Genomic DNA, 17,823 nt, shown 5'->3' with positions numbered 1-17,823 from the left:
AGCCATGAAGCTAAAAGAAGAAAATGGATACGCTGCGATCGTCGCTCTCATCGTTATCGTTTTATTGACCGTGATCGGCACCAATCTGCTGCAAGTCACGTTAAGCAGCTTGGTTCAGGCACGAAAAACGGAAAGTCGCAGCGAAGCCGAATATAACGCGCGGATGGGTATGGAAGAAGCGCTTGCCCGCATCAACAAAGCGGTGACACAAGGCAACGCCGAGATCCAGCGAAAAACAGCCATGCTCACTGGGGACAGTAATACGCTTGATGTGGACGGCGTCCAAGCCGCTTATGACCGTGCTTTTTCAAGTCTGGAAGCAAATTCGTTTACACCGATGGACGAGTCCCCCTATAAAATCACGATCAAACGGGAACCGACCAAAGCGGAGACCGCAAAAAAGAAAATTGAGGCGTTTGTGGCGAAGCTTGTAGTCGAGTCGGTAGGGGAAGCCCCTTCTGCAAACGGACATGTGGATCGTAGCACCTTGAAGGCAACCATCTATGTCACTTCACTGCCTGAAGAATTTTATTATGTGCTGTCTACGCCAGACGATCCGGCCTCTGTGCTCACCTTGAATGGAGCAGCTTACATCGAAGGCGATGTTTTCTCACATGCTTATTCGCTTTCAAAAACCGCCACATACTATTTGGAGACGAACGACGAGGTTGCGAATATGGTGCCCAAGCATAAGGAGTCGACCTATCCATCGATCATTGGAGTGGCTGAGGTACCCTTTGTTCCATATAAGGATCTGCCGAGCCGGTTCCAAAAGGACGGCAATGCCTTCGATGATAACGGCTTTTCTTCGGTGAAAAAGGCCGTCCAAAGCCAATGGGATCAAGCGCTGGTGCTTGCCCCCACGCTTAAGTTCCAGGCAAATCCACATTTCGGGAACATTCAGCCGATTGATGAGGTCGTGAAGCGTAAAGGAGCACCCATTGATTTCAAAAAGCCCGGCGCTTCCGTCGCAATCGAGCCGCTCACCTATCAAGGGGAAGATCAAAGTGGAGTGGTTAGCAAAAGCGAGGTAAATCAAAGCGTCATCATCGGAGAGAAGCATCATCTCACGTCACCCGAAACATTCCAAATCAACGGAAATCTGACCATGCAGGAAAACGCGGACTTGCAAGTCATCGACGGTAACCTGCTCGTTGGCGGGACCGGTGACGCAACCGATTCCACTGCGGCTGCAACACTGAGAGGCTCCGTCTCCTTGGTTGATTCCACTGGCACACGCAATTCCAACGCATTCATTTATGTGAACGGCAATGCTGTACTGGAGGACTTGACGTTTGATGGCAACATTTACGTGAACGGCGATCTTTACGTACAGAAAAACTTCCAAATGAACGGAACCGTGTACGTTTCCAAGAACGTCTACTTTACCGAGGACGGTGCCACAAAGGAAGCGCCGAACACCGGAAAAACATTGGTGATTTTGGCGAAGGGGACGGTAGAAGCTTACAATCTCAATCTGTATGACTATCAATCTGCAACGCCGAAGCCAAAAGAGATGCACGTCTTCATCGTCAGTCAGGACCCGGCAGGCGTCACGTTGTACGGCGTCGGTTCGAACGTGCGGTTTGTCGGCGGGATTCATGCGAACAAAATCGAGTTGAATGCCGTGCGGGGAAAAGTGAATGAGCCAAATAAGGATGCAGGAGAAACGGAGCCAGAATTTGTCGATCCAAAAAATAATGATCCCAAATCGTCCCGCCTCAGCACGATCTATGCCGACGACATTTTTGAAAATACACCACCTGGAATCCCGATCATTCACCGGCTGTCGTATCATATTCAATCGATGGCGTTTGAAACGAATTGAGGCAGCGGCTTTTTTGTAGCCCAGAATGAGCCTGGCATTTTTGATCATCCAATCGATACGCAAAGAAACCGACCATCTGTAAGGCCGGTTTCTTTTTTCATTCTTCAAGAAAAGGAAGAGGCGTGTCTATCCGGTCAGCTCGGCCTTGCCCAGCTTTCGTCTGCGTGACACTGTCAAGATCACCACGATGGCGAGCGGGTATAGAGCCGACCATCCTAAAAACGGATACAAACCGAGCGTTACAATCAGCGAAATCCATGCTGCGACCTTGCCGACCCGACTGTCACGCAGCAAGCGAACGCCTGCGAGACACCCACCGATATAAGTCGCGACGAACGTCGCGTTTGGCAATACAATCAAGTCGGAGAGCGAAATGACATGATTGTATAAGACCAGCAGTCCGAGGATATTTCCCGCTCCGATGAATGCAAGTCCGCCGATCGGCGTCCGATAGGTCCGATGCAGGATGCCGAACCATTTTGGAGCAGCCCCCTCCATAGAAAGCGCAAATGCGATTCTCGACGCTGCGCTGGAGTATGCATTGTGGGCGGCAAAGCAGATGAAAAGCGCGGCACATGCGACGATCCATCCTCCTATCGGCCCCAACGACTTCTGGACCATCACGCTGAGCGATGCAGCCGACAAATCCCTACCGTAGCTATGCGTCGCCACCGTCATGAAAGCGACGGCGAAATACAGGAGAGCGACGATCCCGGCACTCCACATGACACCACGGATGGCGTTTTTTTGCGGATTCACGAATTCAGCAGACAGATGCGTGACCGCTTCCCACCCGATAAAGCACCAAAAGAGCAATCCTGCCGACTGCAAGACACTCAGCCACCCGTTTGGCATAAACGGGGTGAAATTCGCGGGAGCGTAATGCGGAATGGCCGCGCCGATAGCGAGCAGCAGTACCGAGAGAATCAAGGTGATGACGATTGTTTGCACCCGTCCGGCCAATTTCAAGCCGATAATGTTCATCAAAAGTGGCACAAGCAGGATCATGGTGGCGACGAGGTATACCTGTTGCTCTCCCCATTGCAGCACTGCCGCGACATATCTCGCCCCCGTCACGGCGAGTACCGGCCCTCCGATCGGCACAGACAGGAGAAACAGCCAGCCGACCATATTGCCGTAATGATCCCCGAAGGCAAGCCGTACAAAGTGGGAAACGCCACCGGAGCTGGGATGCTTCGCTGCCAAAAGCCCCATGGTGATGGCCATCGGAATGACCAGAATCGACATCACAAGCCATGCGATCAAAGATGCAGGGCCTGCTTTTTCCGCCACTAACCCGGGAACAAGCAAAATACCCGAACCGATCACCGAGCCGATATAAAGGGAAACGATCTGGGGAAGCGACAGAACGCCTCGTAAGCCCGTCTCGCGAGAAGTTTCGTTTGCCATCAAAAAACCTCGCCTTTCGTTTTTTTATGGACGACGGGTTATCGCGTGATTCTCGGAACGGTCTGCAAATGACGCAATTAACCGATGCACTTCCTGCACGACCACGTTCTGGTATTCCGTCCCCGCGTTATAGATTTTCGCAATTTCTTTGCGAGCCATGGAAACTTTCTCTTGATAGCCCGGTGCCTCCCGATCCGGATTTTGTCTACGGAACTCATCCATGACGGCTTGAATGTACTGAGGACGTGCCCCCCACCTGCCCAGGACATCTCCATCTGCGTTCAGAAAGATGGCGATCGGCTGATTGCGACCGCCATTGATCAGGAAGAGGTCCATCGTCTCCAAATGTTCCTCCATCGGCAAAATCTCCGTCGGGATGCTGGCTCGCTCAAGCACACGTAGCAGGACTGGCAGATTCCAGATCACATCCGGGCACCAATCTGTGCAAAGAATCTGACAGTAAATCCCCTTTTCCAAACCGTGGTCAGCGAAAAAAGCGGCTTCTTCCTTTCCCTCCCATGTAAAGCGCTCGTACCAGCTTTTGAATTCCTCCTGATTTTTGGTCATTCCATCGTTAAAAGCTTGAGGTGAAATCCCCGTTCCTTTTTTATGTTTCAAGTTCAATTTTGCCTGCATGAAAACACTCCCTTTATCCTTTGATTGATTATCTTGCGAGAAGCTCACTATCATCTTATGATAAAATTGACCTCTCACAAATGGTCAGTTTTGAACGAAATGAAAAGACAGTTTGCAAATGGGGGCCTCCATGTTCGATATACTCCTTTCCACGCAATCCGAACAGCCGATGTACATTCAGCTCTATCGGCAAATGCGCGATCAGATCCGCAATGGTGGCATATCGCCAGGGACGCGTCTGCCTTCCGTCCGATCGGTCCAGCTCCAAATGAACATTAGCAAAACTCCGATTGAAACGGCTTACCAAATGCTTTTGGCTGAAGGCTATGTACACAGCAAGCCGCGCTCCGGTCTTTACGTCATTGATCCACATACGGACAAACCAGCTTCGCCTGCTCATCCAGATCACGTTCGCGCTTTTTCAGCGATGCATCCAACAAGAGCTGAGCCCGTGCCCCAAAAGGTAGCAGTCGATTTCGATCCTTCTGCGGTCGACGAGTCGCTGTTTCCCTTACGGATATGGCGGAAAATGCTCCACGAGGCGTTGGACAGCCATGCAGGCGTTTGCCGGTACGGCGATGCCCAAGGGGAATATTCGCTTCGACTTGTTTTAGCGGAATACTTGAAAAATTCTCGAGGTGTCAACTGCTCCCCTGAACAAATCGTCGTCGGTTCCGGCATTTCGTACAGCATCGACGTTTTGTCTAAGCTGTTATCGGGAAGGCAGACCATCGGCTTTGAGGAACCCGGCTTTGCACCCGTTCGCGAGCAATTCAAGCACAATGGCTTCCAAGTAATCCCGATTCCCGTCACGGATAAAGGGCTCTCACTCGATGAACTGGAGAAAAGCGATGCAAATGCGGTTTATGTCACACCCTCTCACCAATTCCCACTCGGTCCCGTAATGCCGTACGCGGAACGGGAGCGTTTGCTCGCATGGGCGCGCGCAAGGCGTGCATATGTCCTGGAGGATGACTATGACGGTGAATTCCGCTATTTCGGCAAGCCTATCTCTTCTTTGCAAGGCATTGACCGCGATGGGAGGGTGATCTACATCGGCACATTTTCAAAGGCGTTTACCCCTGCCTTGCGGTTGAATTATATGGTGTTACCCGTGGAACTCGCAGAAAAAATGCAGAGAATGCCGTATCTGTTGAACAGTCCGTCGCGAATCGACCAGTGGGCGATGCAAGCCTTTTTTGAGCAAGGGCATTGGTACCGGCATATTCGGCGCATGCGCAATGCCTACCGAAAAAAACATCAGCGTTTTGTCGAGCAATTGCAATTGCATTTCGGGGAACGGATAGAGATCACAGGGCATAGCGCAGGGCTGCATCTATTGGTGACCATCCGGACAGACCGTTGTTCGCGGACGTTGCTTGAGCTCGCTTCCCAGCAAGGAGTGCGGGTGTATGATTTCAGCCAGATGTGGATGGAAACCCCACGAACACCCCGGTATCCTCAATTGTATTTGGGCTTCGGCGGGACCAGTGAGAGGGACATTGAGCTGGGGGTCAAGTTGTTACAAAAAGCGTGGCATGAAATTTTAGTTTGATTCCGTTCCGGTGGTTGCAAATTGTGCGAATAAGAAAACTCCTTCCGCCACACCAGACGGAAGGAGTTCTTGCCTTACAGTTTTTTATTTGTTGGATTCACGCGGAATGTGCCTTGGATCTTGGTGTATTTGGTGACAGGGTTTTTCCCCCAGCGAGTCGCGTTATCTGTTGTTTTAATGTAAATGTCACAATCGACATTCGGGGTCGTGATGACGAACTGAGTGGTCGTGAGTGGCTTCCAACCGGTATAAGTCTCGATATTTGTCCCCTTCTGCACGATTGCATACTCGATTCGCTCTACGCCCCAGTCCCAATCCGCTTTCGGCTGAATCACACCGTCGGCATTTTTATCAAATAACGTGCCGAATTTCAGCTTATCCGCATCCGAAAGCTTGGTGACCTCTGCCGGAAAGAATGAATTAGGTGAATCAGCTGTTTTGACCAATGTAACGGTGATCGGCTTACTGGAGATAAATGGGTTACGATTGGACGGCAATTTATTGCCATCCGCGTACTGAGCGGCTTTCAGCTCAAAGCCTGGGCTGATCAAGAAGCCTTCGTGGTAGCTGTGCGACAGCGTTTTGGTGTCGACGACTTTATCATTATCATCCTCAGCTTTGATCTTAATCGTCTTGGTGGCCGTTACGGTGATCAGGTAAAATCCTTTCGAATCACTTCCAAAGAAGGAGTCAAACACCTCTTCCGAATAGGAGACACCATCTCCATCCATCGTGCCTTCGCCCACTTTTGAAAGCTGTGCACCTTTTTCAATCTTGTAGCTAACGCCATCCGATCCTTCCATTTTAGTGCCTTCAAGGTCGATGCTAAACGTCAGGTTGCCGCTGCCGCCGTTAACCTGCGTAATTTTGATCACGTTTGAAGGATTGAAAGGATCTTTGTCAATGGTGATCAGCTTGGTGGTCTTGTCCTTGCCGACGTCAGACGATTTGGCATAGTAACCGATTTCGGTCGTGCCATCCTTCTCAACTTTAAATCTTCCGGTGTAGGTGGCTTGCTGTCCATCGATCCAGTACACATGGTTACCCATGTCGGTCGGGAACTGAAGCTCCACATAAACCGGATTGGGGAATGCGACATTCTGGTAGTGAACCGGAACCCCTCCGGATTGAGACAAATAGACCTGGAAGCCCGTTTCCCCTTCCACCACCGACACCAAGCATGTTGCTTGGAATTGGCCGTCATTCGTCGTTACCGTAATGGTTGTTATGCCCGGAGCTACAGCGGTAACCGTTCCATCCGCATCGACGGTTGCGATCCGCCTGTCTGTCGTACTCCACGTGACGGCTTTGTCCGTCGCGTCAACTGGCGAGACGGTCTCCGTTAGTTTTTTGTTCTGACCAATGCCCAACGTCATCGATGTCGGGTCCAACGTTACACCTGTCACCGGAATGGCTTGGATGACCGTTACCTCGCAAATTGCTTGATAGTTGCCATCATTCGTGGTTACCGTGATTGTCGTTTTGCCCCGTGCATTGGCTGTAACGGTTCCATTAGCATTGACCGTCGCGATACTGCTGTTCGCTGTGCTCCAACGGACGGTTTTATCCGTTGCATCGGCAGGCCGTACCGTTGCGTTGAGCTGGCCAGTCTCATTGACTTTCAGTGTCATGGAAGTTTTATCAAGTGTCACGCCTGTCACTTTGATAATAGGGATAGGTGCTGGCTTGACTTCTATTTCGCACGTCGCCGTAAAATTGCCCTCTTCCGTCGTCACAGTTACCGTCGTCGTTCCGACCTTGATCCCGGTAATTTTGCCGTTCGTGTCGACTGTGACGATCTTCGGATCGGCAGAAGCCCAGCTGACATTTTTGTTGGCAGCATCGGGCGGCTGAACAGTTGCTGTGAGCTGCAAGGACTCGTTTACCTGCACGCTGACCTTGGTTTTATCCAGCGTCACCCCTGTGACCGGGCTCAAGATGCCTCCGCGTGCTAACACGTGTGAATTCCCTGCCGCAATCTCTTTCACTTCGCCCAATCCTGGCACCTTTTTCGGAACATTGGTTTGGGTCGTGTTGCCCAAGCCTAATTGTCCTTGATCGTTGCGGCCCCATGTATACACATCACCGCTTGCGGTGAGCGCAACGGAAAAGCCATCGCCTGCTGCAAGCTGCACGACGTTTTTGCCAGCGAGCACCGGGATCTCAACCGGTGTCAGCACTTTCGTTCCGTTCGCCAAGTTGCCAAGCTGTCCGTACTGGTTGTTTCCCCATGCGTACACTTTTCCATCCGAGGTTACTGCCAAGCTGTGGCCCTTACCTGCTGCCATCGTCGTTACATTGGTCAATGCCGTAATTTTTCTTGGCGTTGCTTGCTTTGTTTCGGCAAACGTGAGCTGACCGCTCGCGTTATCGCCCCAGCCCCATATTGTTCCGTTGTTTTGTAGGGCAAGCACGAAATTGTCCCCTGAAGCAATGTCTTTGAAATTCTCGAATCCTGTATAGCCAGTATAATCCGGGTAAATTTGCTTAAATTGCTCGATCCCACTGAATCCGGGATTACCGCGCTGCCCAAACGTGTTGTCCCCCGCCGTATCGATCCGATTGGCGCTTATCATAGCAGCCGTATGTGACGCACCGCTCACGATTTTGGTCAATCCATGCAACGAGTCAATCAGCAATGGCGATTTTTCCCGACCGCTGTTTGATTTCGCACCAAGCTCACTCGACTGGTTACTTCCCCACACATATACATTCCCCAGGGCATTTTTCGCAAAGGAGTGATTTCCCCCTGCCCAGACTGCCGTATAATTCGTGTTGTCTTTTTTTGGCTGTCGCTGCGGGAAATGCTCCGTTTTCCACGCATTGCCCATGTTTCCGATTCCGAGCTGGCCTTCATCGTTGCGCCCCCATGCGTAGGCGTACCCGTCTTTGGCCACCGCCATCGAGTGCTCGGCACCAGCTGCGATCCCGGTCGCTTCCACATCAGCAAAGGCGGGTACTGGAATCGGTTTGGTATAGCGATCGACCTTTTGCTTTTCGTCCCCGATTTGCCCTTGGTCATTTTGTCCCCACGCATAGATGGAGGAGGACGCTGCATTGCCGTTACTTGCCTGCACGACAGTGACGTCACTTATAGCCGTCAGCGCGCCATCCTCGGTCTTGACCGTGATCGTCACGCTTCCACGCTGTTTGCCCTGGATCGTTCCGTTGTTATCAACAGTCACAATCGTTGGATCGCTTGATGACCAGGTCACATTTTTATTGGTCGCATCGGCAGGCTGGATGTTAGCAATCAGCTTCATCGTTTCGCCGACATCCAATTCCACACTGGCTGGCTCGATGGTAACGCTTTTCACCGGTTGAGTCACCGTGACCTTGCATTGGGCACTGATTCGGCCATCAGCGGAAGTGACTGTAATCGTGGCCGTTCCCGGGCCTTTCGCGGTCAGTACGCCATTTTCCACGGTAACGATGCTCGTATTACTACTGCTCCACGTGACACGCTGGTCAGCATTTGCCGGCAGCACGGTGGCTTTCAGTCGGTCGTATACATCGCCGACCTGCATCTTCAGTTCTTTTTGGTCCAGGGTGATGCTGGCGACTACCGGTTCAACATAGAGCACCAATGCATCGAAGTTGCCTGTTTTGCGAGAACCATCCAAATACGGATACTCCAACTTACCCTTGTCCAATACATAGGAGCCTTCCTGCGATGCTTTGAGCTTCAGGGTATAGGTTTGTTTTGGAGCAGTGTATTGATCGCCATTTTTGATATAGAGAATATCCGGAAGTTTTACCTCAATATGACTGGCTGTATTCTTATCCGTCGTCTTCCAGTTTGAATCAATGCTGCTCACCGTCACATTCGCTGGAAGGTCTTCGCGATAGATGACGTTGCTCATCTGATAGGTAGAACCCCCGCCTGTAACTTGATCAGCGCGTAGCGGTTTCGGCTCGACCACATAGATAATCGTTGCCTCTTCATTCGCCTTCACCGTATTTTTCGCAAGTGAACGCGATATGCTGAGCTGCGGAGTTTTGATCGTAACCGTATATGTTTTGGTTGTGCCGTTTGGTGCGGTGACGACAATATTGATGACCGTCTGCCCGATCGAAAGCTGAATCTCCTTGGCCGTACCGCTTGGCAGCGAACCCCCGTTTACCGTAAGCGTTGCCCCTTTATCTTCTGTGGTAGGCGTCACCTGCACCCGATCGAGATTGCTGTCGAGATCAATCGTATAAGACGTGACGTCGTTTCTAAAAGAAGGACTGAGCGGCAGCGGGTTGCCCGAGGATACCACCAGGTTTTCCAAATTCGCGTTGTTGCTCTGTGCAGTCAGCTCGAAATTGGCTGGCTGATTATACCCGCTCTTAAAATTGGGGATTTCAATTCGTCCGGTTTGATAGCCGGAAGCGGACGCCTCCAAAACGACCAAGCCAAACGGCACTTTGTTCAATTGATAGTTTCCTGACGCATCTGTGGTGGCAACGGCCATCCCCATCGCAGAAACCATTGCACCTGCTATCGGTTTGCCGGATGTGTTTTTTACCGTACCGCTAATCGTACCGACATTGGAGTAGTCGCCCGGGTTGATCAGCAGTTTGGCAAAGTCGATCGCCACCCCGTCCCCATAGGGCGTCTTGGTCGTGCTGTCATCATCGAGCTTGATCGTCAGCGTCCCATCCTGCAAAAGGGGCAAATACTCGACAGGAATGTTAAAGGTAAGCAATTGGCCGAGGGGGCCGCTTTGGTTCATCGAATTGATCTGGTTGGAAATAAACGGGGCTGCTACCCCATCGAAATATGCTGTGTAGGTCACGAAACTGGCCCAGCCGTTATCTTTAGGCTTTTTCGCCTGAAAATCGTTTACGTATAATTGCAAAATGGCGGACTTAACCTTGATGTCGCGCAGGTTATACACCATTTCAATCGGCACGACACCCGGCAATGACTGGTTATTGTTGTAATACGTCCGGGTGTACCCATCCGCCACGATGTCACTGTTTGTCCAGTTGGTAGGCTTCTGGTAATTGATAAACGTTTTAATGACCATCAATTGGTCCGTTCCCGCCGGATCACTGCTATCATGCTTTATCGTCGGGTAAGGCGCATTAATGATTTCCCCCGTAAACGGGTCCTTACCGCCCCATCCTGCACCGAAGTTGTCGATGTCGCCGAAACGTACCATCATCTCGGCGCCGATGTTGGAATGATTCGGATCTGTCGCGTAGTACGTTGCTTTGGACGCGGACCAGTCGCCATTGGGCCCGTTTGCTGACGTATCCTGCGCTGCCTGTGCCACTGGCAGCAACGCACTCCCGGTAAAGCTGATCGGCAAAAACGGCATGATCGCCGTAATGATCAAAATCAGCGCGAGCAAAATCACAAGGATGCGTTGGATCGTACCCTTTCTTCGTTTCATAAAAAACGCTCCCTCCTCCAATTGCTTGTCCATTTGCAATTGATTGAATCATTACCATTTTACCATATATAAGGATAAACAAAAGGAAAACCCGCCCAACATCAAGCGAGTTTTCCTAGAAATATCACAAATTCGTTAGGAGTTTTTTCCTAATTTTTCTACCAACCAGAATGCGGTTTTGTAAATATCGCCCGCTCCCATGGTCAGTACCATATCGCCGGAACGAACGGAATCCAGCAATTTCTCCTGCGCCTCTTCCTTCGTCGCGATATATTGGGCGCGAGAGTGGCTGTTGGCACGAATTTTCTCGACCAACACTTGGGAATTGACACCCTCGATCTGCTTCTCCCCAGCCGGCGAATAAATATCCGTGATGATCACCTCGTCGGCGTCGCCAAACGCACGGCTGAACTCTTCCATAAGGAAAAATGTGCGTGTATAGCGCTGCGGTTGGAAGACCGCGATGACGCGGCGACCGGATGCCCGCGCTCCGCTGAGCGTCGCCATGATTTCCGTCGGATGGTGAGCGTAATCATCGACCACCAGCACGTCGCGCTCCTCGCCGATGATTTGAAAACGGCGCTTCGCTCCACGGAATGTGGTCAGCGCTGCCGAGATTTCGTCAAACGGGAGTCCGATATCAAGCGACACGATAATAGCTGCAAGCGCATTTGCCACATTGTGCTTTCCTGGCGCACACAAGTGCAGTTCACCGAGGAGCTCATCCTTATGCCAAATTTGGCAAGAGGTTTTGCGATCGCCGACGATGATGTCTGTCGCGCGATAATCGGCAATTTCGCGATTCAACGGGTCGATGCTGTAGCGCACGACCGTCCCCTTCACCTTCGGCATCAGCTCACGGACGTGCTCGTCATCCACACAGACGATCGCTTTGCCCTCAGGCTTCAAATGGCTGAGAAAAGCAGCGTACGCCGCTTTCAGGTTGCCGAAATCACCATCGAAATGCTCCAAATGATCCGGTTCGATATTCGTGATTACCTCATAGACCGGATGATATTCGAGGAACGAACCATCGCTCTCATCCGCCTCTGCGATGACAAAATCGCTTTTTCCGGCCTTTGCGTTCGTTCCGGCATTCATGAGTTCGCCGCCAATAATAAATGTCGGGTCGACGCCGCACTCTTCGAGCACATGGGCAATCATCGAGGTCGTTGTCGTTTTTCCATGCGCTCCGGCAATCGCCACGCCTTTTCGCTCGTTCATAATCTTCGCGAGCATCTGCGAACGGTGCAAAACCGGCACACCGCTTGCTTTTGCCGCACGAATTTCGGCATTATCCTCCGAAATGCTAGTCGAATAGACGACGAGGTCGGCCCCTTCGATCTGCTCCGCCGCATGCCCTATGTATACTACCGCACCGCGAGCCTCCAGCTTCTTCGCCAATTCGTTCATGGCTACATCCGAGCCGGTCACCTTGTATCCAAGGTCGATCAAGACACGGGCGATGGCGCTCATGCCATAGCCGCCGATGCCCACGAAGTGGACGTGTTGGGTCTGATCCACCTTATTCACCTGCCTCTTCCACGTTGTATAAAAATGCTCGCACCTGCGCAATGAAGTAGAGTGAACCGCAGATCACCAAACAATCGTCTGCTTCTGCTTGTTCCTTCCACATGGTCACATAGCTGCGCCAGTCTGGCGCCAAAAACAGCTTCTGCGGCTCGACCCCTGCCGTCACATATGCATCCTGCAGTTTTTCCACGGTCGCTGCACGTGGGAAATCAAACTGAGTCAGTGTCAGTCGATCAGCCATTGCGACGAGCGGCCGCGCTGCCTCAGCCATCTGAACAAGCGGCTTGTCGGCCAACGACGACACGAGCAGCTCGATTGATTTGCCAGCGGGCAGCAGTTGCTCCAGACTTTGCGTCAGCGCCTGCATTCCTTCTGTATTGTGAGCCCCGTCCAAAAAGATCAGCGGGTGTTGGCTCACTACCTCCAGACGGCCAGGCCAGCTTGTTTGTTGCAGTCCTCGCGCAATTTCTTCCTCTTCGGCCATATAGGCATAGAAATTACGCAGCACATCCAGCGCTGCCAAAGCTGCGGCTGCATTTTTTGGCTGATGAACGCCGTTGAGCGGCAGCACATATTCGCTTGCGTGCCGGCGATGCTGGCTCTCAAAGCGGATCGTTTGCGACCCGAGTTGCTCTGCCAGCTGCTCCACCGAAAAATCGCGGTCCAACACGTACAAGGTACTTTTCTTGTCGCGTGCTACCTGTTCAATTACAGCCAGTGCGTCCTGCGATTTCTCGCAAGTGACAACCGGCACACCCGGCTTGATGATGCCCGCTTTTTCCCGGGCGATCTCCTCGATCGTATGCCCAAGGACATCCATGTGGTCCATCCCAATATTCGTGATGATGGAAAGGAGCGGGTGGACGACATTGGTCGAATCCAGTCGTCCGCCCAGTCCGGTCTCCCAAATCACCACAGCCGGACGAGCCACGCGAGCAAAATATTGTATCGCGATTACCGTAATGACTTCAAACTCGGTAGGGGTTCCATGAGATGTCGTCTCCGCACATTCCTCTGCCAGCGGTTTGATCTCACTGGCAACAATGCGAAACTCCTCTTCGCTGATCATTTCACCATTATAACGAATCCGTTCGCGGAAATTGACCAGATAAGGCGACGTGAACATCCCGGTACTGTATCCTGCCGCTTGCAAAATGCCATTCAAATAGGCGCAAGTCGATCCTTTTCCATTGGTTCCGGCCACATGGATGAAAGGGATTCGGCGTTCCGGGTGATCCAGCCTGGAGAGCATCCATAAGACGCGCTCCAAGCCAGGTTTTTGCCCAAAACGCAGCAGGCCGTGCACCCATTCGAGAGCCTCTTGATACGTTGTAAAGCCTGATTCACTCATGTGGAACGACTCCATTCTTCAAGATATGCCGCTCGTGCTTGGCACATGCTACTGCCACTCTGCCAGGCGCGCCAATACTTTTTCACGCTTGTCGGCGTAATCCGCCATTTTGGCGCGTTCTTCCTCGATGACTTTTTCCGGCGCTTTTGCCATGAACCCTGGATTGTTCAGCTTCTTCTCGATGCGCTCCACTTCCGCATTGAGCGTCGCTACTTCTTTTTCCAGACGTTTTTTCTCCGCTTCCACATCGATCAAAGCTGCGAGCGGCAGGAACAATTCAGCGCCAGTCACGACAGCCGACATCGCTTTGTCCGGAGCGGAAACCACTTGATCGATGACGAGCGATTCCGGATTGCAGAAGCGCACGAGGAACTCTTCGCCGCGCTTCAGTCGGGACAAGGCCAGCTCATCGCTTGGCTTGATCAACAGCTCGACTTTTTTGGACATCGGCACGTTCACTTCCGCACGGATGTTACGCACGCTGCGAATTACATCCATCAGCAAGGCCATCTCCGCTTCTGCTTCGGCATTGATGCGGCTCTCGTCCGCTTTCGGCCACGCCGCTACCGTAATGCTCTCGCCTTGGTGCGGCAGCGCTTGCCAAATTTCTTCGGTCATGAACGGCATGAACGGATGCAAGAGGCGCAGCGTTTGATCCAGAACGGTCACCAAAACGGATTGCGTTATCTTCTTGGCAGCTGCATCGCTTCCGTACAAGGACAATTTCGCCATTTCGATGTACCAGTCGCACAGGTCATCCCAGATGAAGTTGTACAGCACGCGGCCGGATTCACCGAACTCGTATGCGTCCATCAGACGGGTCACATCTGCGATCGTGTTTTGCAAGCGGGAAAGAATCCACTTGTCTGGAGCGGACAGCTCCCCGGTCAAATCGATATCATCATAGGTAAAGCCCTCGAGGTTCATCAAGGCAAAACGGGACGCATTCCAGATCTTGTTGGCGAAGTTGCGGTTCGCCTCGACCTTTTCCCAATAGAAGCGTTGGTCATTCCCCGGCGAGTTTCCTGTCGCCAGCGTGTAGCGCAGCGCGTCTGCGCCATATTTTTCAATAACCTCCATCGGATCAACACCATTGCCAAGCGACTTGGACATTTTGCGTCCCTCGGAGTCGCGGATGATTCCGTGGATCAATACGGTGTCAAACGGATTTTGGCCGGTAAATTCCAAACCGCTGAAAATCATCCGTGCGACCCAGAAGAAAATGATGTCGTAGCCGGTAACCAGCACGTTGGTCGGATAGAAATATTTCATATCCTCGCTCTCATCCGGCCAGCCGAGCGTGGAGAACGGCCAGAGACCCGAGGAGAACCATGTATCCAATACATCCTCATCTTGCTGCAGGTCGTGGCTATGGCAAGAAGGGCACTCGGTCACATCAGTGCGAGAAACGATCTCATGGCCGCAATCTTGGCAGTACCAAGCCGGGATGCGGTGGCCCCACCAGAGCTGGCGGGAAATGCACCAGTCGCGAATGTTTTCGATCCAGCGCAGGTACGTGTTTTTGAAACGCTCCGGCACAAAACGCACGCTCTCTTCGCTCGCTGCATTGGCCAGTGCTGTGTCTGCCAGCGGCTGCATTTTGACGAACCACTGCGTCGACAAATACGGCTCAACGACAGCATCGGAGCGCTCGCTGTGGCCTACTTGGTGAATATGCTCCTCAATTTTGAACATGATGCCTTGCTCGCTCAAATCTTTAATGATTTGCTTGCGGCATTCAAAACGATCCAGACCGGCGTAAGGGCCTGCTTGCTCATTCATTTTGCCTGCCGTATCCATGACGACGATTTGCTGCAAGTTATGGCGCAGACCCAGTTCAAAGTCGTTCGGGTCATGGGCAGGCGTAATTTTAACAGCACCCGAGCCGAATTCTGGGTCGACATAGTCATCGGCAACGATTGGAATTTCCCGGCCGGTAATCGGCAAAATGACCATTTTTCCGATCAGATGCTTGTAGCGCTCGTCTTCCGGATGCACCGCTACAGCCGTATCGCCCAGCATCGTCTCCGGACGGGTCGTCGCCACTTCAATGGAGCCGCTACCATCTGCAAGCGGATAACGCAGGTGATGCATCGCACCTTTTACTTCCTTGTAAATAACTTCAATGTCGGACAGCGCTGTGCGAGCGGCAGGGTCCCAGTTGATGATGCGGTTGCCGCGGTAGATCAAGCCTTTTTCGTACAGGCGAACAAATACCTCACGAACCGCGCGGGAGAGTCCTTCATCCATGGTGAACCGCTCACGGGAGTAATCGAGGGCCAAGCCCAGCTTCTCCCACTGTTCACGGATATGGCTCGCATAGATGTGTTTCCATTCCCATACTTTTTCGATGAATTTTTCACGGCCGAGATCGTGGCGGGAAATTCCTTCTTCACGCAGCGTCGCTTCTACGCGCGCTTGAGTCGCGATCCCTGCATGGTCCATCCCCGGCAAAAAGAGCGTGCTGTAGCCCTGCATCCGCTTTGCCCGTGTGATAATGTCCTGGAGCGTCGTATCGAGCGCATGACCAAGGTGCAGTTTCCCTGTAACATTCGGAGGTGGGATTACGATCGTGAAAGGCTTTTTCTGCTCGTCACGCTCCGCACGGAAAAACTGGTTGTCGATCCAGTAGCGGTACCATTTGGCTTCCGCCGCTTTTGGATCGTAGTTTTTCGGCAATTGGTTGTCAATGTTTGGCGTCGTTTCATTCGACATGTGCATTTCCTCCTGAAAACTAAAATAAAAAAACCCCTCTCGATCCAAAGGACGAAAGGAGTTGTTTTCGCGGTACCACCTTTGTTAACGCCCCGCATGACACAACGATTGCGATGACGTTCACTTAGCTTGACGTAACGGGTCAAATGCCGAATCAGACTACTTTACTGCAAAGCAGGTTCACCTGATTAACTCACGGGCGACCTTCAACATTGTCTACCTTAGAGAATCTCGCAGCTTATGGATTCTCCCTCTCTGCCAAGGCGACGGATGTTTACTCTTCCCGTTCATCGTATTTCTTAGTCTACATATTGATCATTGCCCTACCATTATATACAATTGTGTCCGAATGCGTCAAACCTTAGACCTTCGGTTCCACTTGTTTGATTGAAACGCCTAATGCTTCGACAAAACCGATCACACAGAGAACATCATAAATATCCTCCTGCACATTGATAATCTCGATTTGCTTGTCCTGCGCGAGCAAATCTTTTGTCGTATAAAACAAGCTGCCGATCCCCGATGAATCAACGAACGTCACATCAGTGAAATCTAGCGTTACGCTCGGATATTTTTCTCCATAATGGAGTATAAATTGACCTACTTTTTCACCTACGGACATATCCAGTTCGCCTTCTAAATAAATCGTCACATGCTGTGCTGTTTCATTCACACGATACGCCATGCATATGTATCTCCTTTCACCCTTTTCATCATCCGTAACAAACCGTGATTCCATAGGGTTCCATCACTGTGCGCTTACGCTTACACCGTTTGGTTCCCTCTATTTGGAACAGTTAAACCTTAATATTGCCGCTATTACATTTTTACTTTTCGTGTCGCAGGCAAATCCAAAGCCAAATCAAGCATCAGCACGGTACCGTTTTGCGAGGTGGACAACCACAGCCGATCTGTGTAATGAAGCATCACGGGAAATCCGACCCCGAGCGTATTGCGCTTGGAATAACCGCGGAGCAGCACGGCTTTCGGGAGTTCACCGAACGGAATGCCCTCTCCGCAATCGCTCACCGCAATCCGGCAGAACGGTTCCTCTTTCATCTGCAAAATCTGGACGCTGACGTTTTTCCCATATAGCAACGCGTTGGTGGCTGCTTCATTCACTGCGACCAAATAATGGAACAGTCGCTTGGACGGCAAGCAGACGCCCTCTATGTATATACGGATGGCATGGCGCATTGGTGCCAGATCGTCTGGCGAGTTTACGTGATACGTGAGCACCGCATCATTCTCGCCGATCATCCGCTCTGTTTCTTCTACTGTTAAAAGAATCAGCTTTCCTTGTGTCTGCTCAGCCAATAGCTGGCGAAACGCATCCCAGGTCTCGGCTTTTTCCCCTCCTGCACGGTTCACGATTTCCACCCCCGAGCTCAACGTTTTTCTTGAAAATGGA

The 17,823-nt window shown here is 51.7% G+C and carries 10 protein-coding genes and 1 other annotated feature; of the genes, 2 read left to right on the top strand and 8 right to left on the bottom strand.

All coding sequences use genetic code 11. From position 1 onward, the window contains the following. Positions 1-4 precede the first annotated feature (4 nt). The gene (locus EDM56_RS08610; protein WP_122917482.1) at positions 5-1,828 is read left to right on the top strand and encodes a hypothetical protein; all 1,824 of its coding nucleotides are present in this window, start codon (positions 5-7) and stop codon (positions 1,826-1,828) included. Between the two features lie 126 nt (positions 1,829-1,954). On the opposite strand, the gene EDM56_RS08605 is transcribed toward EDM56_RS08610, so the two are convergent. Continuing rightward, the gene (locus tag EDM56_RS08605) at positions 1,955-3,238 is read right to left on the bottom strand and encodes an APC family permease (RefSeq protein WP_122917481.1); all 1,284 of its coding nucleotides are present in this window, start codon (positions 3,236-3,238) and stop codon (positions 1,955-1,957) included. Between the two features lie 24 nt (positions 3,239-3,262). After that, the gene (locus tag EDM56_RS08600) at positions 3,263-3,874 is read right to left on the bottom strand and encodes a thioredoxin family protein (protein ID WP_122917480.1); all 612 of its coding nucleotides are present in this window, start codon (positions 3,872-3,874) and stop codon (positions 3,263-3,265) included. A 130-nt stretch (positions 3,875-4,004) separates the two neighbouring features. On the opposite strand from EDM56_RS08600, the gene pdxR reads away from it, so the two are divergent. Next, complete coding sequence (gene pdxR, locus EDM56_RS08595) at positions 4,005-5,429, top strand: MocR-like pyridoxine biosynthesis transcription factor PdxR (RefSeq protein WP_122917479.1); 1,425 nt, start codon at positions 4,005-4,007, stop codon at positions 5,427-5,429. Between the two features lie 74 nt (positions 5,430-5,503). Here pdxR and EDM56_RS08590 read toward each other — a convergent pair whose 3' ends face one another. The 6 genes from EDM56_RS08590 to EDM56_RS08565 all read right to left on the bottom strand — a co-directional run bounded on the left by EDM56_RS08590 (position 5,504) and on the right by EDM56_RS08565 (position 17,783). Beyond that, positions 5,504-10,813 (bottom strand): Ig-like domain-containing protein, encoded by a 5,310-nt coding sequence (locus EDM56_RS08590; protein WP_183192353.1) that lies wholly within the window; start codon positions 10,811-10,813, stop codon positions 5,504-5,506. A 135-nt stretch (positions 10,814-10,948) separates the two neighbouring features. Then, positions 10,949-12,337: a UDP-N-acetylmuramate--L-alanine ligase gene (gene murC, locus EDM56_RS08585; RefSeq protein ID WP_122917477.1), complete on the bottom strand. Its 1,389-nt coding sequence runs from the start codon at positions 12,335-12,337 to the stop codon at positions 10,949-10,951. A 1-nt stretch (position 12,338) separates the two neighbouring features. Continuing rightward, complete coding sequence (locus tag EDM56_RS08580; RefSeq protein WP_246009311.1) at positions 12,339-13,697, bottom strand: bifunctional folylpolyglutamate synthase/dihydrofolate synthase; 1,359 nt, start codon at positions 13,695-13,697, stop codon at positions 12,339-12,341. Positions 13,698-13,745: 48 nt separating this feature from the next. After that, the gene (locus tag EDM56_RS08575; RefSeq protein WP_122917475.1) at positions 13,746-16,412 is read right to left on the bottom strand and encodes a valine--tRNA ligase; all 2,667 of its coding nucleotides are present in this window, start codon (positions 16,410-16,412) and stop codon (positions 13,746-13,748) included. Positions 16,413-16,456: 44 nt separating this feature from the next. Further along, positions 16,457-16,712: a binding site (T-box leader), on the bottom strand. A gap of 61 nt (positions 16,713-16,773) precedes the next feature. Continuing rightward, complete coding sequence (locus tag EDM56_RS08570) at positions 16,774-17,097, bottom strand: STAS domain-containing protein (protein WP_122917474.1); 324 nt, start codon at positions 17,095-17,097, stop codon at positions 16,774-16,776. Positions 17,098-17,231: 134 nt separating this feature from the next. Continuing rightward, positions 17,232-17,783, bottom strand: a complete 552-nt coding sequence (locus EDM56_RS08565; RefSeq protein WP_183192352.1) for an ATP-binding protein — start codon at positions 17,781-17,783, stop codon at positions 17,232-17,234. Between the last annotated feature and the right edge of the window lie 40 nt (positions 17,784-17,823).

It is taken from the genome of Brevibacillus fluminis (assembly GCF_003710825.1).
GTDB lineage: Bacteria > Bacillota > Bacilli > Brevibacillales > Brevibacillaceae > Brevibacillus_D > Brevibacillus_D fluminis.
The sequence above is the reverse complement of the archived record's forward strand: the minus strand, read 5'-3'. Positions and strand labels throughout refer to the sequence as shown.